Genomic DNA, 20,851 nt, shown 5'->3' with positions numbered 1-20,851 from the left:
TTATTAATCCTTTTTTTAGAAAGCATGGGGACGGTTCTTCTGCGCTTCATTAAATAAAGCAGGAGAACCGCCCCCATATCTCATCGATATTTACTTTTAAAATGGAGGATAATGAAAACAATTAAGGTAATTGGAATGGCGAATATTTGTGCGACGAATAGCTTCCAGCTCCAAACGTCATAGCCTTCACTTGCTTTTGTGAAAACCCCGATGATACATAATGCCACATAGACTGCTAATGAAATTGTCCATTTATTCATTCTTAGTTCTCCCCTTTTTTATAAAATGATTTGAACCATTCTTTAGGTTCCATCCGGTATTCACTGCGAATATTATCTAAACTTTCGTGGGCGGTAATCTTTCCATCTTTCAAAATCATCAGTTCGTCGGCGACTTTGGATACGTCATCAAGTTCATGCGTACTTAACAAAATTGTGGCGTTTTCTAAATCAACAAACTGGATAATGCTTTTTATTATTTCCTCACGGACAAGCGGATCCAATCCCGAAAATGGCTCATCCAGCAGATAATAGCTTGCTTTTCGTCCAAAGACTGCGGCGAGCTTGAGCCGGCTTATATTCCCTTTACTCATAGCCGAAACTGTTGTTGTAATATCAACCCTTAGATAATCCGCAATTTCCTTCGCCCTTGCCCACTCAAAATCGCGAAATTGTGACTCTAAGAAGGTAAATAGCTGCTCCCCAGTAAGGTACGGATGGTATAACTGATCATCTGGCATAAACGCAATCTCAGACAAGCTCGTTCTTGTCGCTTCAGATCCGTTTAACCATACTTGGCCGCTCTGCGGCTGTAATAAATTGGCAAGCACCTTGAGGAATGTTGACTTCCCGCTGCCATTTTCACCGGCAAGAACCACGATTTTCCCAATTTCTATTTGGACATTGACGTTCCTAAGTACAAGCCGCCGCTTTTGATAGGAAAACTGAATATCTTTTGTCTCTAACACTCATTCTCCCTCCTTTCTTTTAACGATTGAAGAATTTCCGCCTGGGTAAATCCCATTGTTTCAACACTGCTTAAAAACCGGTCGATCAGCTGTTTTTTCAACTCTTCCCGCATCACACTTATTTTTAAAGGGTCGGGGGTGATAAATGTCCCTTGGCCCCGTTTCGTTTCCGTCAGCTCCATTTGCTCCAGCTGCTTATAAACATTTTGCACAGTGTTTGTATTGACTCCTGCCTCAAGTGCAAATTCGCGAACAGACGGCAGCCTATCTCCCGGTTTGCGTCTGCCGCTCACAAGGTCTCCGCAGATTCTTTCCACAAGCTGGAGATAAATTGGCCGATCTTTTTCAAAATCCATCCCCATTTAAACACCGACCTTCTTTTGTAAAAATCGAGCGGAAAGTAGGCAGCTGATCACAATAAGAAATAACCCCGCAAATATTTCACCCATATAAAATTTATCGAGATAAAACAATCCCAATGGCTCATATTCTGGGCCAATCATAATGCCCCGCAAATGGATCGGCACACCGCCCATCTTTAGTACATCATAAAAGTTCAAGCAAAGAATGACGATTACGGCATAGCTTATTGGCATGACGAACACCCCTGCTGCTTGAGAAAGGACAGTAACTGCTTGAAAAATGGCCCATAATAACAAAAATAAAAACTGCAAAACGATAATTTTATAAAGTGTCATCAGGCTAAGAGTGACAAAGAGCACTAGAGCAGATAAAACGCTCCCGCCCCTCATACACAATTCTAAAATGAAACCGGTCAAACTGAAGATAACAATGAACCCCATGCAGACAAGTGATATAAATAACACCTTTGCTAGTAATAACTGCTTGAGGGATGCTTCTGTGTAAAGCCAAATGTGCCGGTTTCTCAGATCCTGCTCAAGGTTAATAAACAGTGGAATGACCGCTAGAAATGGCAGCACCACCATCCAGCCGTAAAGATACATCATGATAAAATCAGATATAGAATGAAAATGGCTGATATAACTGACTGTGGTTAACCCAATTCCCAACAATACCACGATTAACATCGTGGCGGAAACCTTTCTCCGATGCTTCAACCACTCCAAATACAATTGCCCTTTAATCAACAAATCCTCCTCCTTTATTCTTAGTGTATTACCTTAATAGTACACTGGTTCATATATATTTACAACAATTTTTTCCAAACCACCCTTTTTTATCAATAATCCCCGCTTTTTTGGACACCCTATGAAGCACGAAGGTGGTTCTCTTACTTCATTCAATGAAGCAAGAGAACCGTCCCCATGCTTCCTCAAAGAAAGGGTGATTGTATTGAAGCGTCGATTTTGGCTGCTTGCGTTAATTGTTTTTATGGCTGGTATGTATTTTTATCAGCCGGCGAAGGGGAAGGAATTTAGGGAAATGGACGTTACATATGGGGAAGAGCCTAGGCAAAAATTAGATGTTTATGCTCCGAATGATGGGGGGAGCAAGCTGCATCCTGTTATTGTTTATGTCCATGGCGGCGGCTGGATGAGAGGAGATAAGAGCAATGTTGGCGATAAGCCTGCTTTTTTTACTAACAAAGGATATGTATTTGTCTCTGTTAATTACCGCCTTTCGCCTAAAGCTACATACGATGAAATGGCGAATGATGTTTCCACTGCAGTTAAATGGGTTTATGAGCATGCGGAACAGTATCATATTGATACAAGCAAAATCAATTTAATGGGCCATTCAGCAGGCGGGCATTTGGTTACGCTCATTGGAACAAACCCAAAATATTTGATGCAAGCCGGCCTTTCACTAGGAATGGTTAATTCCGTGGTTAACCTAGATGGACCAATTAATCTGGTAGAATATATCCCCAAAAACGAAAGATATAAAAAGATCTTTGGACAAGACCGGCAAGTATGGGCGGAAGCATCGCCGGTTTCCTATGCAAGTGGGCAGCATCTCCCGCCAACCATGTTAATCGGGCCAAAAAGAAAGGCAACTGCTTCATTCGTAAAGTTGGCAAACATCTCCGGCAATAAAACGAGGACGTTTGAAACACATACTCTTACACATCGTGAGATTACGAAACTTCTTGGAGCAGCCTCTGAAGGCAGTCCCGTAGCCAGTTTAAAAGAGGCGCAAAACATGACAATTGCCGTAGAGGAATTTTTGAACACTTATAATATAGAAAATTAACCGACTAGAAAGAGAAGATTTATAGTGAGTCAAAAAATAGTCAGTTTTCTGATAACTATGCTACTATAATGATGAAAACAAATTTTGGAGGCTTAAAAGAATGGTTTTACCTAACTTTGAAGAAAACTTACAAAAGTACGCAAAGCTCCTAGCAGCAAAAGGAATCAATGTCCAGCCCGGTGATTGGGTAAAAATGACGATTACCGTTGATCAAGCGCCTTTAGCCCGCTTAATTACCAAGGAAGCCTATGCGTTAGGTGCGGAAAAGGTAATCGTGAAGTGGTCCGATGATGAAATTACGAAACAACATTACTTACATCAACCAACAGAAGTATTAACGAATATTCCTGACTATGAGATCCAAGAATCCGAAGATCACGTGTTAAACCATCGGGTCAGCCGCCTGTCCATTATCTCAAGTGACCCTGGCTTACTGAATGAAGCGGACCCTGCCAAAGTGGCAGCCTACCAAAATGTCGCTGGAAAAGCGTTCAAAGCACAGAGGACAGCCACGCAAAATGATGACCTGAAATGGACGGTTGCCGCTGCAGCAGGTGCCGGCTGGGCAGCAAAGGTATTTCCTGACTTGAAAACATCTGAAGAACAAGTTGATGCACTATGGGATCAAATTTTCAAAACCTGTCGTGTTTATGAGGACGACCCAATCACCGCCTGGGACGAACATAAAAAGACGTTAAATGAAAAAGCAGTAAAATTGAATGAAATCCAATTTGATGCATTGCACTATACTGCCCCTGGCACCGATTTAACTTTAGGCCTGCCGAAGAACCATATTTGGGCATGTGCGGAAAGCTATAATCCAAAAGGCGAAGAATTCATAGCCAACATGCCGACAGAAGAAGTCTTCACAGCCCCTGATACACACCGCATGGACGGTGTTGTCCGCAGCACTAAACCATTAAGCTATGCCGGCACATTAATTGAAGGCATTGAGGTGCATTTTAAAGACGGCAAAATCGTTGATATTTCTGCTGAAAAAGGCGATGAAGCGATTAAGAAATTAGTGTTTGATAACGAAGGCGGTACTGGCTTGGGTGAAGTGGCTCTTGTACCAGATCCATCGCCGATTTCACAATCTGGTATTATTTTCTTTAACACGTTATTTGATGAAAATGCATCCAATCACTTAGCAATCGGGGCAGCCTACCCAACCACAATCCAAGGCGGCACCAAAATGAGCGAAGAAGAATTACTGAAAAATGGCATGAATACCTCCACTGTACACGTCGACTTCATGATCGGCTCTAACCAAATGAACATCGACGGCATCAAACAAGACGGCACCATCGTACCAATTTTCCGTAACGGAGACTGGGCAATCTAAAAAAGCACAGGGACGGTTCCTCTGTTTCCTTAAAAGAAGCTGGAGAACCGTCCCTGTGTGTCTTTAATATTGTTTTACTATCTCTTTCGTTATTTCGTTGTTTTCTTCAAGCCCGGATACTTCCTGTAATACAGCCGGAACTCCCTTTTCCTTAATCATTTCCTGCAGCTTTACTGCTTCAGGATCTTCTTGGTAATCAAAATGTAAGGCTGCAGCAATGGCTTTTGCAAGATTTGAGTAGGAAATCCCTGCCTTCGCTGCTTCTACAGCCGGCTTTACAAGACGATCATTTGGTCCCAATTTTCGTAATGGTGAGCGCCCGACTCTTGTTACCGCATCATGTAAGTGGGCATTTTTAAAACGGTTGATAATCTTATCAATATATTGCTGGTGTTCATCTGGATTCAAGCCATATTGATGAATCAAATAGGCACCCGTTTCGCTAAGGGTGGCCCGTACTTGAGCTAAAATCGCCTCATCCGCCAACGCTTGGTCAATCGTTTCTTTCTTCCCTAAAAATCCTAAATATGCAATAACAGCATGGCCTGTATTGACAGTAAACAGCTTTCTTTCAATGTATGGAGCAAGGTCCGAAACAATTTTCATCCCTTCCACATATGGAATACTCTCATTTGCTTCTACAACCCATTCATAATAGGCTTCCACCAGAACATCAAGTGATCCTTTATTATTTTGAATCGGGACAATCCGGTCAACGGCAGAATTAAAGAAATAAACTTTCCCTGCTAATTTTTCCTTTGTCTCCTCATCTAAGTGGTCGAAAATATAACCTTTTAATAGATCTGTCGCTGAAATTTGATTTTCGCAGGCAATGACATATAATTTTTCATCTGTCTTCCTAACCCGCTCCATAATCCCCTTTGCCATTAGCGGAGCAATATGCGGCAGTATATTAGGACCTATCGCTGTCGTCAGGTAAGTCGCCTTGCCGATTGCTTCTACAACCTCTTGTTCCTGTGTCAAATTATTTAATCCAGAAACATTGTCAATTGTCATTGTTTCTTGTTGATCTGTTGCTAATTTTACTTGATAACGCTTTTCCGTGTTTAACTGATTAATAACTTGTTCAGCGATATCAACAAAAGTAACATGATAGTCAGACTGTGAAAAAAGTGCACCGATAAAGCCTCTTCCAATATTTCCAGCTCCAAAATGGACTGCTAATTTCATATTGATCATTCCTTTATAATTTTTGTATGAAGATAATCCAAAAGGATCATTTCTAATCTTGCTCGGACCATCTTCTCGTTCCCTGATGAGAAAATCAGGGCAGCCTCATTATTCTCAATCAAACTAGTGCTTATCAAGCTTACTATTTCCTGCTGCCTAACGGCTAATTCCTCAGGAGCCAACATTAAGAGTAAATTTTTCATGTACATTGGTTTACCGTCCATACCTTTTACAAGTAAAGGCTGCTCCAAATGAGTAATTTGAAATATAAGCTCATGAACGTTTTGATCTCTGCAGTGGAAAAGGGCCATTGCCGTCCCCGGTATACCTAGCCCGCCTTTTCGTTCCCGCTCTTGTATCGATTTTAAGACCGTTTTCTCATCTCTTAACAGTCCTTCATTTTTTCCCTTTGCCAGCATACTTTTAATAATCACCATATGGTCACTGACATCGGACATCCTGTACAGACGAAAATTATTCAATACTGCCTCAATGCTTTCTTGAACAACTTTTAGCTCTTGTAAAACCTCGGCAATGCCTGCTTTTGGCGCTGATCCGGTTAAGGAGTTCTCATCTGTAAGTGTTCCTGCATACCGCTTATTTTCAGTAAATGTCTCAATGTTATTTTTTAAAAAATTCCGGATTGCTGATATATTTTCCTCAGTTAAGAGCGGGGAAACTAAAATATAATCTATCCCCAAAAATGGAAGCTTCACCGTTGAGATAATCAAATCGTAACCCGACAGCTCATCCTTCTCCTGTATCTCTTTGATTGATTTAATGTCTATATGATCAATCCCGGCTATTTCCTTCCTAATCCGGCTTGCAAGCATCTTAGATGTCCCTATACCAGTTGGACATATTACCAATGCATCTATCGATAATTTTTCCTCCCTCATAACAAGCGCCGAGCCAAAATGAAGGACAATAAAAGCAATTTCATCGTCAGGAAAAGTACCAATCTCTTTCAACTGCTTTTCTACACTATTTTTTACGGCAAAAAATAATAACGGATATTTGCGAATGATATCCTCTTTTAATGGGTTAAACAAGCCCATTTGCTGTTTGATCCGATAAATTGACGGTTCCATATGTGCTAATAGACCCTGATACAATGGAAAGTCATTGGTTAGATCAACATGAAGCTGGGAGGAAACATCTTCAATAAGAGATTTAACTAATTTACTTAAAACAAGGCTGTCATAAGCAATCTCATCTGCTTCATGGAGTTTGGAGCCTTTTAAAATTCCTGCTAGATAGATGTAATCTTCATTCTTGAACCTAGTGGAAAAGGAAGTTTCTAGTTCCTTGCCAATTTCCATAATTAACTGATATTCATTTGTCAGTTCATCAGAAAGCCCCAAATCTCCTTCTCCAAGAGGGAAGTCTTCTGTCCTTTGCATCGTAATACCTATATGTACAATGAGCCCAATATAGTCACTATCTGCAAGCCGTAGCCTAGAGCTGCTAAAAAACGTATGGACTAACCGGTCAATGGCTAAAAGGTAATCAGGAAAAAAATAATATAAAATGAGGTCTTCCTCATATTTTCCTTTTTCCAATAAAAACAAACTTTGAAACAAGTCTTCATAAAAATGAAACAGAATATAGTTTGCCAAAGCCCTTCGATTAGCTGACTCTGTGGCGATTACCTCGACGCCTATTCCTCGTTTCCTAGTGATTTGTATATGAAAATGGTCGAGCCAATCTGTTAATTCATCCAAATACGTTGTTAATGTTGTAATGCTTACACCGATATTACTTGATAAAGCCTGAAGCTTGTAATCTTCCTCTTGTAACAACGCGATCAATAGTTGTAATTTCTTTTCTTGAGGAGTCTGATCAATAGGGTTATTCCCCATCAAATATTGGCTTAGACGAAAAACCTGTTCATTCTTCCCTTCAATCAAATATCCTTTTTCTGAGTTACGCTCTAAACGTATATCAAATGTCTCAAGGATTTTTTCAACCGCTTTTAAATCCCGTTGAATCGTTCGTGTACTTACATTTAAGCAGGCGGCAATGGATGCAGCCGTATGTTTCCCTGATGTTTTAATAATTAAGTCAATTATTGCTTTTTCCCGTGCGGTTATATACATGCAACCAACTCGTTTCAGGGTAATATGAAAAAGAGAATAGAAAAGCAGCATAAGCGGCTTTTCTATTCAGTAAATACATTATTTATCATTTAAAATGTCCATAATCTCTTTGGCTGATTTTGCCGCAACCAGTTTTTCAATATTGGCCATATCAGAGCAAGTAACAGCAATTCCGGACAGAATTTCAAGGTGTGTACCATCTTTCCCCGCAATACCAAAGATTAAACGTACCTTTTGACCATCAAAGTCTACACCATTTGGTACTTGTAAAACAGTAAATCCAGAATTGAGAACATCCTTTTTCGCTTCTTCAGTCCCGTGTGGAATTGCTACGTCATTTCCCATGTATGTTGAGGTCATTTCATCACGGGCAATCATAGCATCAATATAGCTTTCCTTGACATAGCCTGCGTTGACCAGCACCCGGCCAGCAAAGCGGATGGCCTCTTCTTTTGATGCAAAATCTTGATTCAGAAAGATATTTTCTTCACGCAATAAGGCATCATCTGGCTGTGGAGTGCCGCTCGGAACAACAGCCTCAGCATCTTCAACGATTTCCTGAAGTTCAGCTGTTTCAGGACTTTTTAACCGGTCCAATAACCGATCGTATTCTGGGCTTGATAAGAAGTTATCAACCGAAATATGATAAGCATTCGGCACTTGTTTTTGCGCTCTTGGTGTCAACTCTTCTTGAGTGATCACAATTTGAGCATCTGCTGGCAGATTACTAATGGCAGTGTTAGTTACTGAAATATCCAGCCCAGCTTCCTTCACTTTTTTCCTTAGCAGTGAAGCGCCCATTGCACTTGAACCCATTCCGGCATCGCAGGCAAAGATAATTTTACTTACGTGTTCAGGCATTGTAGCAGAATTTGTGGAAAAAACATTCGCAACGGAGCTTTTCTTTCCTTTCATTTCCTGCATTTTTCTAGCTGCTTCTTCAATATCCTCATCCTGTTGTTTGCCTGTTTTTAAAATAAAGGATGACAAAATAAAGGAAACAATTCCAGCTACAAGAACGCCGGCAATATTGGCTATATAGGTACTTGCATGCGGCGGAGTAACTGCCATAATAGCAATGATACTGCCCGGCGATGCAGGAGAAACTAATCCTCCGCCTAAAAGTGTTAGGGTGAATACCCCGCTCATTCCACCCACTATGATGGCGAAAAATAACATCGGGCGCATTAAAACATATGGGAAATAGATTTCATGAATCCCGCCGAAAAAGTGAATAATGGCAGCTCCTGGTGCCGACCTTTTTGCATTTCCTTTTCCAAAGAGACAATAGGCAAGCAGAACGCCAATACCAGGTCCCGGGTTTGCTTCAAGAAGAAATAAAATGGATTTTCCTGTTGCTTTCGCTTGCTCTAAACCAATTGGTGAGAGCACCCCATGGTTTATCGCGTTATTTAAGAACAAAATTTTTGCTGGTTCAATAATAATACTTGTTAATGGCAGCAAACCTGTTGATAATAACCAATCAACACCTTTAACAAGCCAGCCTGTAAACACCGTAACGGCAGGCCCTACGGCTAAAAAGGCCAATATTGCAAAAAGGCCGCCAAGAATTCCAGCCGAGAAATTGTTAACAAGCATTTCAAATCCGCTCTTAACTTTTCCTTCAATCATTTGATCAAACTTTTTAATCACATAACCGCCAAGCGGTCCCATAATCATAGCCCCTAGAAACATCGGGATATCTGCCCCGACAATGACACCCATTGTTACAATCGCACCGACAACACCTCCGCGTTGTTCGTAAACAAGCTTACCTCCTGTATAACCAATTAATAACGGAAGTAAATAGGTAATCATTGGTCCAACTAGTTTGGCAAGGCTTTCATTTGGGAAGAAACCAGTTGGAATAAATAGCGCCGTAATTAATCCCCAAGCAATGAAAGCGGCAATATTCGGCAGAACCATGGAACTTAGGAAGTTACCGAACTTCTGAACAGCGACTTTTATATTAGATTGAGCCATTGCTCTCATCCTTTCAAAATATTAGTACATAATTAATGGTAAAGTACGAACCTCCCTCCTTCAACAAAGAGAAAAGCTAACTTTGTCACAATAAAGGTGACAAAGTTAGCTTTTCTCAATTTGTAATGGTTATACTTTCTTAAATAAAACATAAGTGACGGTTCCTCTGCTTCCCAAAGGAAGCAAGAGACCGTCACCATATCTATTTTACTTTCTCATAGACGATTCGTCCGGCGACAACGGTTTTGATCGCTTGGGCCTTTAGCATGTCTTCTGATGTTCCAGCAAATAAGTCACGGTCAAAAATGGAGAAGTCAGCGTCATAGCCCGGTTTGATGAGTCCGCGCTCGTGTTCTTTGCAAATTGCCTGAGCGCTGCCGACGGTATACATTCGAATCGCTTCAAAACGGGAAAGCTTTTGCTCCGGGAGATAACCATTATGTTCTGCATACGGCTTCTTCCGCTCTACTGCTGCGTAAATAGAAATAAGCGGGTCAATATCCTCTACCGGAGCATCTGTTCCAGCCGAGCACATAATTCCCTTGTCTAAAAGAGTTTTCCATGAATACGCATATTCCAGCCGTTCCTTCCCTAGACGGTCGATTACCCACGGGAAATCAGATGGAACAAAGGCTGGCTGGACATCGATAACAACCGGTAATTTTGCCATCCGCTCGACTAAATCTTCGCGTAACACACACCCATGAATCAAGCGGTCACGCTTTCCTTCCGGTACCGGATATTTTTCAATTGCATTCAATCCTTGCTCTGCTCCGGCATCACCAATGATATGAACGGCAACGGCCTCATCATATTTACGGGCAAGCTTGACTAATTCCTCCAGCTGCTCCTCTGTTTGGATCAATAGCCCATTTTGCTCCGGCTGATCAGCGTACGGTTCTGATAATGCCGCTGTCGAACCTCCTAATGCCCCATCAGCAAAAATTTTCATTGCACCCGGCTCAATAAAAGGTTCATCAAATTGGACATCTGCTTTTATCATCTCTTCAAATACGGCATTATGACGGAGCAGATTCACTCTGATATGGTGCTTTTCACCAATAACCCGGCGAAAGGCGGTTAATGGATTGGTAAATTCACCAAAATAACTCATATCCTCCGTATGGCCGCCTGTTAAGCCGAGTGACAGCATATTATCAACAGCCAAGTTCAGCTCGTCAACCAACGAGTCAATATAGGCTTCCCCTTCCCGAGGAATAGCATTTGTCACGAATTCTGAAGCTTTATCGTATAAAAGGCCGTTTAGTTTTCCAGAAGCATCCCGGCCGATTTCACCGCCAGCTGGAGATTCGCTCGCTTCTGAAATCCCCCCGGCGGCAAGTGCTGCTGAATTACCCAGGACAACATGGTGGCAGACACGTGTTAATAAAATCGGTTCTGCGCGGATGGCATCTAGCTCTTCCATCGTCGGAAACCGCTTATCTATAAAATTATTTTCATTCCAGCCTTCACCAAACAGCCATTTATCAGCAGGCGTTGTCTTCGAAGCTTCTTTCACCATTTCTATCATTTCTTCAGCTGAACTAGCTTTCGTTAAGTCCAAGCGAATTAACTTTTGCCCTTGAAAAATCATATGAAGGTGACTGTCGACGAACCCTGGAAACATGACTGCTCCTTGCAGGTCGATTTGTTCATCCGCCTGTTCAACCAATCCAGCAAATGATCCGGCAGCAAGAATTTTATCATCCTCCACCAAGACTGCCTCGACTGTTTCATTTTCTTTTTCCATTGTATAAATGGTTCCGCCATACCAAAGCTGTTTCATAAAAAGGACCCCTTTTCTAAAATGTTACCGAAACTACTATCCTAAAATTACTATTGTATATCGTATTCAGCAAGTTTTTAATATTCTTTCGGTTACATTATCAAAAGGGTCCCTATACCTGTTCTACCGGTGCCACTGTAAACTTCCCATATTCCACACCTTTTAAACTCGTTAGTCTATCCTTGAGCTTCTGGATTTCTTTCGCTTTTCCTTTCACCACAATCAGCTCAAGGCAGCTGTCATGATCTAAATGAAAATGGGTTGTAGCGAGGATATAGTCATGCATGTCATGCTGGAGCTGCGTCATTTCCTCCAATAGATTTCGTTGCGAATGGTTGTAAAACAACAGAATACTTCCAGCCACTAATTGTTCGCTTTCTTCCCAGGATTGTTGAATCAGCGCATCGCGGACAAGATCGCGAACGGCTTCAGAACGATTTTCATAGCCCTTTTTCTTGACTAATTGATCAAACTTTCGCAGTAAATGGCCGTCCATGGAAACACCGAACCTCTTTACAATAGAATCATGCATACATTGTTCCCCGCCTTTATTTTTTATCCCACTCTTCAATATTCCATAGTACTCCGAAACCATGATGACCTAATGTACGATTGCTGATCCCTGTTACCTTTTTATTAACACCATATAATGCATCTAAATACACCAGGAAGTTAAAAGAGGGATCCGCCGCCAGCTCCTGCTGAAATTGTTTATATAGTTCCTTTCGCTCACTCTGATCATCAGATATGCGCGCCTGTGTTAACAATTTGTCAATCTTGCCATTTTGATAGGCGCCCATATTATATAATCCATCACCAATTTGACTGCTGTGGAAGATTCGATAAGTGTGATCATCCGGGTCAAATTCACTGCCCCAGCCAATGACAAAAGCATCTGCCTGGTCAATTTTAATGGCACTCCAATCAAGCGGCTTAGGGGTAACTGCAATCCCTAGGGACTTCAATTGTTCTGCGACTACATTCGCCAGCGCCGTACGGACAGGATCTGTTATCGGAGCAACAAGTTCAAACTCAAATCGCTTGCCATCTCTTACTAAGACGCCATCACTGCCTTTTTTCCAGCCTGCTTCCGCTAACAATGCCTTGGCCATTTCCGGTTGATAGGAATACATCTCTTGCTGCGGAGCATCCGCCCACGATACTTGAAGCGGTCCAAGTGCCGGCTCTCCCTTCCCGAATAGCAGCCCTTTCACAATCGCTTCTCTGTCAACCGCAAAATTCATAGCCTGGCGAACCTTGGTATCTGCAAACAATGGTTTGCGGAAATTATACATCACAGCCCGATAATCAGCTGTTGAAAGCGAATGGACAGTAAAGCGATCTTGTTTTTTCACACTTTTCATTTGGCTTGGTTCCATCAGAGCCAGATCAATCTCTCCTGTCTTCAATTGCAATGCACGTGTATTGGGGTCGGGAACAGGCTTGAACACAATCTCTTCAAGCTTTGGCTTTGGCCCGTAATACTTGTCGTTTCTTTCAAGCGTAATCGTATGGTCACCGCCCCACTCCTTCAATTTGAATGGCCCATTACCAATCGGATGCTGATTAAAATCGGTTTTATTGATATCTTCATCTTGTAAGAGATGCTTTGGTAAGATCCCGATTTTTAATTTATCCAGCAATGGCGGAAAAGGGTTCCGCAATGTAATACGCACTTCATTTTCCTTCACCGCTTCTATCAATTTAATTTCACTAAAGTCACCGGCAATTGGTGTATTAGTTTTAGGGTCCCTTACTTTATCCAGGGTGAATTTGACATCCTCGGCAGTAACAGGTTGATCGTCCTCCCATTTGGCATCATCTCTTAATATGAACGTATAGGTCAGATGATCATCCGATATTTGCCACTCCTTCGCAAGGTCAGGGACAATTTCGTTTGTTTCTGTTGGCTTTGTCAATCCGCGAAATAGAAGACTGTCAATTTCTTGATTTTCATTCAAAACAGGATTCACTTTCTCAATCTCCGTCTCAGTTCCATAGACAAGCTGTTTCTTTGTGGCGGAAGCGTTGGAAGAAGCCTGCTCTCCGCTGCATCCAGGCAGCAGAAGCATACTAGTAATGAACGATGAGAAGAACATTGATTTAAACTTTTTGATAGGCATATTCCCTCTCCTCTTGTACTTTTTGTGTTTGAAAACGTCTGCCTGGATGAATCGCTAGCATCGACGATAATAAACGTTGCGTATAGATATTAACGGAAGCTGACAGATCAGCCGCCATTGTCTCCTCAACCAATTGGCCTTTTTCCATCACGAGAATTCGATGACAAAGGGCGATCGCTGCTCGAATATCATGGGAGATAAATAAAATGGCCGTTCCTTCTTTTTCGTTAAATCGCCGTAAAAGAGTGAGCAATTCCGCTTGCGAGCTCATGTCGAGGCTGGCAAAGGGTTCATCTAAAATAAGCAGCTCCGGCTCTAAAAAAAGCGACCTCGCCAGAGCCACCCGCTGCCGCATTCCTCCTGAAAGCTCATGCGGATAAAAAGACAAGGCCGATTCAGCTAGACCTACTTTTCGTAATATCTCTTTCACCTGCTGTTGTCTGTTAACCTTTTTATCCTTCCAATAATCCAGTCCTTCGCCAACAATTCTCTCCACATTCCAGCGGGGATCAAAGGATGCAAGCGGATCTTGGTGCACCCATTGAATTCCTCTTCGGAACGGCAGCGCTCCATTCCATTTGATTCCCCCCCGGTCAAATGCTTCCAGCTGCAGCAATAATCGAGAAAGGGTGCTTTTGCCGCTGCCGCTTTCACCTATTAATCCGACAATCTCCCTTTTTCCGATGCAAAAACTAACATCATTAACGGCCTGGATGGCTTGTTTTTGGAACCATTTCTTTTTAAAATAAATCTTTTGGGCTTGATGAACAGTTAGGAGCGGATCGGCGTAAGTCTCATTCAGCCGATTATGTACCTTTGTCAATGCCCGGTGATGATGCAGCAATTCTTTTGTTTGCTGATGAATAGGCTGATCAAATAGCTGATGAACAGATGCAGTCTCGACAACAGTTCCATCCTTCATGACAACAACAGAATCAGCAATCTCCGCGACTACCCCAAGATCATGGGTAATAAAGAGAACACTGCCACCTGTTCGGATACTCCAATCCTTAATAAGACGGAGTACATCTTTCTGGATTCTGACATCCAGCGCTGTAGTCGGTTCATCCGCCATTAACAGCACGGGGTCAAGCGCCAAGGCTAACGCAAGCTGCACACGCTGTCTCATTCCCCCAGATAGTTCATGCGGGAAGGCTCCATATACATGTTCCGGATCTGGCAGCTGCATTTGAGTTAATAATTGGAGGGCCCTTTCTTTTGCTAGTTTTCTAGAAACCTTGGTATGAACTGAAAATAGCTCGTGAAAGTGCTGTCCAATCGTCTTCATCGGATCAAATGTGCCGTACATATCTTGAAAAACAAATCCCAGCTGTGTCCCACGATACTCCCGTTTTCGCTTTTCTCCCATCGCAAACACATTCTCATCAAAAAAATCAACGCAGCCGGAAGATAGATGAATTCCCTTTGGCAGTAAATCGAGGATTGCCTTTGCCGTCATGCTTTTTCCAGAACCGCTTTCGCCGATAATGGCCGTAATATTCCCCCGTGGCACACTAAATGAAACATCCTTAAGTATTTGTTCTCCAGTTTCCTTTCGTGTTACGGACAGATGTTTAACTGTTAATACTTGATCCCCCAAATGCTCTCCCGCCTTTCCTCAATTGTGGCAGTGCAAACCGGTCTTGCAGGATATCCCCAAGAAATGTCACGGCTAATACGGTTAATGTAATCAGGAGGCCTGGAAACAGTGCAATCCACCACACCCCGGATAACAAATAGTTTTGCACCCCTGTCAGCATATTCCCCCAAGACGGCTCATGGGGCGGAATGCCTAAGCCTAGAAAGCTCAATGTTGCTTCTGCCAAAATGGCATGACTGACACCGCTGATTGACATAACGGTAATTGTAGGCAGACATTGCGGCAATAAATGTCTGGTTAACAGCTGGAGTGGCGAAGCTCCAACTACAGCTGAGGCCTGGATGAAGATTTCGCCCTTTAATGAAAGGATTTCAGCTCGAATTAAGCGGGCAATCGGCATCCAGCTTGTCAGACCGATCACCAGGACAACGGTTACTAAGTTACGCGGGAGCAGCACTTGAATGCCAATCATTAATAAAATACTAGGAATACTAATCAATGTATCTAGTACTCTCATCATGACACGGTCGATGATTCCCCCGACAAAGCCGCTGACTGCCCCGTAACCGGCTCCAATCACAACGGAAATCAGCATTGCTGCCAGCCCAACTGCAAGGGACACGCGGCCGCCATATAACAAACGGGTCAGAACATCACGGCCGAGTTCATCAGTCCCAAATAAATGAACTGCATTAGGCGGTTGTAAAATAGAAGATAGTCCAACGGCCTGCGGGTCAAATGAAGTAACAACCTGTGCAAATACAGTAAGAATCAGTAATAAAAGCAGGTATCCCACGATAAAGCGGACTCCCCATTTTTGTTTTCCCATCATCGGCCTCCCTCCTTCACAAGCTGTTCTCTCATGCGCGGGTCAAGCCATAAGCAAATGAGATCAATGATAAAACTTCCGATAATCACAACACTCATACTTAATAAAATTACGGCCATAATTACTGGATAATCATGGGCAAGCGCTGATTTTAATGACAGTCTTCCTAGACCAGGCCATGAAAACAATGTCTCCACCACTACAGACCCGGCAAGTGTGAGCGAAAGCGACATCCCCATATAAGACAGAAAAGGAAGGGAGGCATTTGAAAGTAAATGCTTATATAGAATCCTTCGTTTGGAAATACCCCGCGCTTGCAAAGCCCAGACAAATTCTTTTTCTTTTGTTACAGCAATATGATTGCGCAATATCCGTATGTAATAACCGATATGGGCTAATGCCAGTACTACAGACGGCATGATTAAATGCTTCAGCCAATCATCAATTCCCTCATGGCCAATCCCCGATGTCGGCAAAATTCCTAAATAAACGGAGAAAACGAGGATCAGCATCAGCGCCAGCCAGAAAGACGGCAGCGACATCAATACAAATCCCACGATGGTCACCGCGTGGTCTAAAACGGAGTAACGGCTTAGGCCTGTTAAGATTCCAAAGAATAACGAAATGACAAGAATAATAATGGTTGAAAATAGCATGAGAATAACGGTTGGTTCAACAGCATTGGCCACCATTACTTTTACATCCTCGCCCGTCGTATAAGAATGCCCCCATTCACCCTGCAGTACATTTAGCAGCCACTTCCCATACTGCATATAAAGGGGCTGGTCTAAACCAAGATTCCCAGCTATTCGAAGCTGGTCCGCCTGACTCATTTTTTGCAGCTGATCCCCATACATGGCAGCGGCAGGGTCACCCGGCAGCATTCGAATAAAAGTAAAACAAAGAATACTGCCAATAAATAGGACAATGATTACCTCAAAGAATCTCGAAACAACAAACCGAATAATCACCCACCCCTTTCACTTACGTAACACGTTCCATTACATTTGTGTCACCAAAGTTCAATAACACTCAAGCTGAATATATTCACATCAACACCAAGTTATTCAAAATAAAAAATAAAGCATGGGGACTGTTCTTCTGCTTCCTGATAAGGAAGTGAGAGAACAGTTCTCATGCTTCAATTGGTTTATTTCTTCGTTTTCTTTACAGTTACTTTTGTTGCTTTGCTTATATTCCCGGCAGCGTCTTTTGCCGTTACCGTCAGGACGGTTCCTGCCTTTTTCTTCTTAATCGCTACCTTGAAATTTCCTTTGGCATCGGCTTTTTTTGTTCCGACCACTTTTCCTTTAAGCTTCACAACTACTGTTGCTTTGGCTTCTGTTTTTCCGGTCACGACCTTATGCTGATTGGTCACAGCATTCACTTTTGGTGGAGCCGGCGGGGTTTTATCCTTTACGGTTACTTTTACCGCTTTACTTACATTCCCGGCGGCATCTTTTGCCGTTACGATTAGTACTGTTCCAGCCTTTTGCTTTTTAATCATTATGGTGAACTTGCCTTTTGCATTGGCCTTTTTCGAAGCGATTGTTTTCCCTTTAAGCTTGACCACCACCGTTGCATTGGCTTCTGTTGTTCCCGTTACCAACTTATCCTGATCAGTCACAACCTTTACTTTTGGCAATGCAGGCGGAGTCTTATCCTTTACGACTACTTTTGTTGTTTTACTAACATTACCGCTCGCGTCTTTTGCCGTAACCAGAAGAACCGTTCCTGCCTTCTGGTTTTTAATCGGTACGCTGAACGTTCCTTTAGCATCCGCTTCTTTCGTTCCAATTGTTTTCCCATTACTTTTTACAATGACTGTTGCATTCGCTTCCGTTGTTCCAGTCACGGATTGATCACGGTTACTAACGGCTTTCACTTTTGGCGCTGCTGGTGCAATTTTATCCAAAACAATAATCTTTGCCGCTTCACTTTCTTTTCCAGAAAGGCTCGTTGCTGATACATATAATGAAGTACCATCTTTTTGCTTTTTAATTTTCACTGTAAAGTGACCGTTGGCCTCTGTTTCAGCCTCACCGAGCACTGTTGATGCTGTTTTCACTATCACAGTTGTCCCAACTTCCGCTTCCCCAGTTACCACCTCATCAAGGTTAGTAACATTATTGACAAATGGCATTTCAGGAACTAAAGTATCTTTTACAATCACTTTGACCTTTGTTTCAGACTTTCCGTTTTTCGCAGCCAATTGAAGTACTTGATTGGCCATTTGCGGCTGAATGGTCACACTGAATTTACCGTCAGCTTCAGCCTTTGCTGTTCCTAGCAGGTTATCTCCGTTTTTCACTTCAATTTGGGTGTCTTTTTTAGCGGTCCCTGTTAGTTTTGTTTCATTATCTGTAAAGTCGTTAACAGATAGGTTTAAATCAGCTGCACTTAATGCGCTCCACGCATTTAATCTCCCCCAGCCTGAAACTTTATCATATCCAGGTTGTGCAGGCTGAGTCGGAAAAGGGTATTCAGGGTCATAATAACCTGCATCATTATTAACATCTTCAACAGCCACATCATCTGCAGTTTCCGTTAAAATTTGCTTGATTTCAGCAGGTGTCAAATTTGGATTTTGCGCAAGTAGCAGCCCGGCAACCGCTGAAACATGTGGTGCGGCCATGGATGTACCGCTTAAGAATGTCACATTACCATCAGGAAGTAAGCTTGGAATCTCTGTCCCTGGTGCGACTAAATCAAGACCCTCACCGTAATTGGAATAGTCAGAAACGATATCCAGTCTGCTTGTTGCTCCAACTGCAATGGCTCGATTTGAAGAAGCCGGGTGAGATACTTCCATACTTCCATCATTTCCGGATGCTGCGACAACAGTCACATTTTTTGACGCAGCATATTTCAGCATCTCCTCAATAACTCTGCTTTTCCCTCCGCCTAAACTTAAATTAATGATTTTTGCGTCATGGTCTACAGCATATTTAATCCCTAAAGCGATTTGGTCACTATCACCTGACCCGGAAGCATCAAGTACTTTTACCGGTAATATTTTCGCTTTTTGGTTGATACCTGCTATGGAATAATTATTATCAGACGCAGCGGCAATAATGCCGGCGACATGTGTGCCGTGACCTTCATCATCGTAAGGATCGTTGTCACGATTGACAAAATCATAACCATCCCGACTCACCTTTCCTTCAAGATCAGCTAATGTATTGTCAACGCCTGTATCCACAACGGCAATTAAAACATCCTGAAGGTTACTTTGATTTACTAGCTGTTGTAATTTCTCATATCTAATATCTGCAGCTGTTTTGCCGGAATCTTGTCCGGTATTTTCCAATGACCACTGGTATTGATAGTGAATATCCTGTGATTGTTTATGATATTTCTGTACTGGCTCTGCATACTCGACTTCTGGCAATTTCGAGAATTGCTTTGCCAGTTCTTGGGCATTGCTGTTTGCTTTTAAAACGAATGTGTTACCAAGCACACGATCATTGGCTTTTAACGATGCAATAGAGAGGCCAAGTGTTTTTGCTTTTTGTTGAAGGCCGCTTACTATTTTCCCGTCTTTCAGTTTAACGATAATTCGGTTTGTGTCACTGTTTGAAAATGCCAAGTTTGACTTTCTTAGAACATCCGACACTTTTTGATCGGCAAGTGTGATAAGCCCGATTTCTAATGCTTTCTTTTCAATTTCTGCCTTTACATGATCAGGCACATTTTTTATAACGATTTCATATAACTCGTTAATTGCTTTTTGATCATTCACTGAGAAGCGATAGCTGCTTTGATCACTGTTTGCAGCGATATCCTTAAAGAGCGGTTTCAGTTGAACAAGATCCTTATACACTGTCTCTTTAATGTTTTTATCCAGCACCATTTTGGTTACAAGGTATGGTGCCATTTTATAATAAAGGGTTGACAGCTGTTTTCCTTGCTCTGTTTTCGATAAAAGATTGTCCCTAACAGAGCGAAGCTGGGATAATATTTCCACGCCTGATGCCTTTTTTTCCGTACTTAATTCAACAGGGCATGCCTCACCAAGTATCGTCCCCGGCGGAAGTTTCACACCCTCATAGCCAATTTGATAGGTGAAGTTTAATGGCTCGTAAGGTTCCTCTGCTTCAGGGTCCATTTCCATATCCGTTTCATCATAATACCCACCGTAAAATTCTACCTTGATATAATACGGACCAGTCCAGGCATGAGGCATTTCAATTTGTACTGGTGCCTCTGTGCTTAAATAGGCCCGATAGGAATCAAACGTCTCGTCCTTATCGGCTCGATCGGCATCAGGATATACCGAAACTGCGCCCTCAAACGAACCCGTCAATTTGATTCTCATATGAGTATCTTTAGATATCTCATCTTGAGTTGGAGCAATTTTGTACCAATGAACTTGTCCAGGCTGAACAAATTCCCCCTCCATAACTTGCCCTTTTTCCAACTGCGGCATCTCATCCGGTATTTCGTTGTCAGCTTTCGCAGCAAGCGGTTGAAACAAGCTGACACATAGCGAAAAGATGAGCATGAGTGATGCTACTCTTCCAAAAACTCTTTTGTTCATACAATCCCCCTCCATATAATTCTATAAATTTAGAAAATACTATAATAGTTTAACAAATAATAGAATATATTTCTAGTTTAAGGTAATAGTGTAATATTTAGTAAGTATAAACAAAAGGACAATTCTCTTGCTTCCCTTCCAAGGATGCAGGAGAACCGTCCCGTGTTTCATCTTCTACATTTTGATATTTTATAATAAACTACCATTAGTGAG

The 20,851-nt window shown here is 42.2% G+C and carries 16 protein-coding genes; 2 read left to right on the top strand and 14 right to left on the bottom strand.

The features are described from left to right. Positions 1 to 80: 80 nt before the first annotated feature. Genes A6749_RS13705 through A6749_RS13690 form a run of 4 tightly spaced genes read right to left on the bottom strand, consistent with a single transcriptional unit; the run spans position 81 to position 2,076 of the window. Positions 81 to 260: a DUF4017 family protein gene (locus A6749_RS13705; RefSeq protein ID WP_066390325.1), complete on the bottom strand. Its 180-nt coding sequence runs from the start codon at positions 258 to 260 to the stop codon at positions 81 to 83. Between the two features lie 2 nt (positions 261 to 262). After that, entirely contained in the window at positions 263 to 967 is a 705-nt protein-coding gene (locus A6749_RS13700) for an ATP-binding cassette domain-containing protein (RefSeq protein ID WP_066390324.1), read from the bottom strand. After that, positions 961 to 1,329 carry a GntR family transcriptional regulator gene (locus tag A6749_RS13695; protein ID WP_066390323.1) on the bottom strand — a complete coding sequence of 123 codons (369 nt, stop codon included), beginning with the start codon at positions 1,327 to 1,329 and terminating at the stop codon, positions 961 to 963. Before A6749_RS13695 ends, A6749_RS13700 begins: the two co-directional genes overlap by 7 nt. Continuing rightward, on the bottom strand, positions 1,330 to 2,076 hold the full coding sequence (locus A6749_RS13690; RefSeq protein ID WP_066390321.1) for an ABC-2 family transporter permease: 747 nt from the start codon (positions 2,074 to 2,076) through the stop codon (positions 1,330 to 1,332). It abuts the gene before it with no gap. Positions 2,077 to 2,272: 196 nt separating this feature from the next. Here A6749_RS13690 and A6749_RS13685 point away from each other — a divergent pair, with 196 nt between their 5' ends. Together A6749_RS13685 and A6749_RS13680 are read left to right on the top strand one after the other, a co-directional pair. Then, positions 2,273 to 3,142 (top strand): alpha/beta hydrolase, encoded by an 870-nt coding sequence (locus A6749_RS13685; protein WP_236719794.1) that lies wholly within the window; start codon positions 2,273 to 2,275, stop codon positions 3,140 to 3,142. Positions 3,143 to 3,242: 100 nt separating this feature from the next. Then, the gene (locus A6749_RS13680) at positions 3,243 to 4,487 is read left to right on the top strand and encodes an aminopeptidase (RefSeq protein ID WP_066390319.1); all 1,245 of its coding nucleotides are present in this window, start codon (positions 3,243 to 3,245) and stop codon (positions 4,485 to 4,487) included. A gap of 63 nt (positions 4,488 to 4,550) precedes the next feature. Here A6749_RS13680 and A6749_RS13675 read toward each other — a convergent pair whose 3' ends face one another. The 10 genes from A6749_RS13675 to A6749_RS13630 form a co-directional block, all read right to left on the bottom strand. Next, positions 4,551 to 5,678 carry a mannitol-1-phosphate 5-dehydrogenase gene (locus tag A6749_RS13675; protein WP_066390318.1) on the bottom strand — a complete coding sequence of 376 codons (1,128 nt, stop codon included), beginning with the start codon at positions 5,676 to 5,678 and terminating at the stop codon, positions 4,551 to 4,553. A 5-nt stretch (positions 5,679 to 5,683) separates the two neighbouring features. Continuing rightward, complete coding sequence (locus A6749_RS13670) at positions 5,684 to 7,777, bottom strand: BglG family transcription antiterminator (RefSeq protein WP_066390311.1); 2,094 nt, start codon at positions 7,775 to 7,777, stop codon at positions 5,684 to 5,686. A gap of 78 nt (positions 7,778 to 7,855) precedes the next feature. Beyond that, on the bottom strand, positions 7,856 to 9,760 hold the full coding sequence (locus tag A6749_RS13665) for a PTS mannitol transporter subunit IICBA (RefSeq protein ID WP_066390310.1): 1,905 nt from the start codon (positions 9,758 to 9,760) through the stop codon (positions 7,856 to 7,858). Positions 9,761 to 9,962: 202 nt separating this feature from the next. After that, the gene (locus A6749_RS13660) at positions 9,963 to 11,546 is read right to left on the bottom strand and encodes an amidohydrolase (protein WP_066390309.1); all 1,584 of its coding nucleotides are present in this window, start codon (positions 11,544 to 11,546) and stop codon (positions 9,963 to 9,965) included. A gap of 112 nt (positions 11,547 to 11,658) precedes the next feature. After that, positions 11,659 to 12,078 (bottom strand): nickel-responsive transcriptional regulator NikR, encoded by a 420-nt coding sequence (nikR, locus tag A6749_RS13655; protein WP_066400959.1) that lies wholly within the window; start codon positions 12,076 to 12,078, stop codon positions 11,659 to 11,661. Between the two features lie 16 nt (positions 12,079 to 12,094). Continuing rightward, positions 12,095 to 13,669 carry an ABC transporter substrate-binding protein gene (locus A6749_RS13650; protein ID WP_066390308.1) on the bottom strand — a complete coding sequence of 525 codons (1,575 nt, stop codon included), beginning with the start codon at positions 13,667 to 13,669 and terminating at the stop codon, positions 12,095 to 12,097. Then, positions 13,650 to 15,269, bottom strand: coding sequence for an ATP-binding cassette domain-containing protein (locus tag A6749_RS13645; protein ID WP_066390306.1), 1,620 nt, complete (start codon positions 15,267 to 15,269; stop codon positions 13,650 to 13,652). The genes A6749_RS13650 and A6749_RS13645 overlap by 20 nt, the downstream gene beginning before the upstream one ends. Then, positions 15,244 to 16,101: an ABC transporter permease gene (locus A6749_RS13640; RefSeq protein ID WP_236719667.1), complete on the bottom strand. Its 858-nt coding sequence runs from the start codon at positions 16,099 to 16,101 to the stop codon at positions 15,244 to 15,246. Before A6749_RS13640 ends, A6749_RS13645 begins: the two co-directional genes overlap by 26 nt. Further along, positions 16,098 to 17,069 (bottom strand): ABC transporter permease, encoded by a 972-nt coding sequence (locus A6749_RS13635; RefSeq protein ID WP_236719666.1) that lies wholly within the window; start codon positions 17,067 to 17,069, stop codon positions 16,098 to 16,100. Before A6749_RS13635 ends, A6749_RS13640 begins: the two co-directional genes overlap by 4 nt. Positions 17,070 to 17,248: 179 nt before the next feature. Further along, positions 17,249 to 20,638: a S8 family peptidase gene (locus A6749_RS13630; RefSeq protein WP_066390303.1), complete on the bottom strand. Its 3,390-nt coding sequence runs from the start codon at positions 20,636 to 20,638 to the stop codon at positions 17,249 to 17,251. Positions 20,639 to 20,851 lie beyond the last annotated feature (213 nt).

The sequence above is a fragment of the Neobacillus mesonae genome (assembly GCF_001636315.1).
Lineage (GTDB): Bacteria > Bacillota > Bacilli > Bacillales > Cytobacillaceae > Neobacillus > Neobacillus mesonae.
This window is presented reverse-complemented; position numbering and strand designations above follow the sequence as displayed.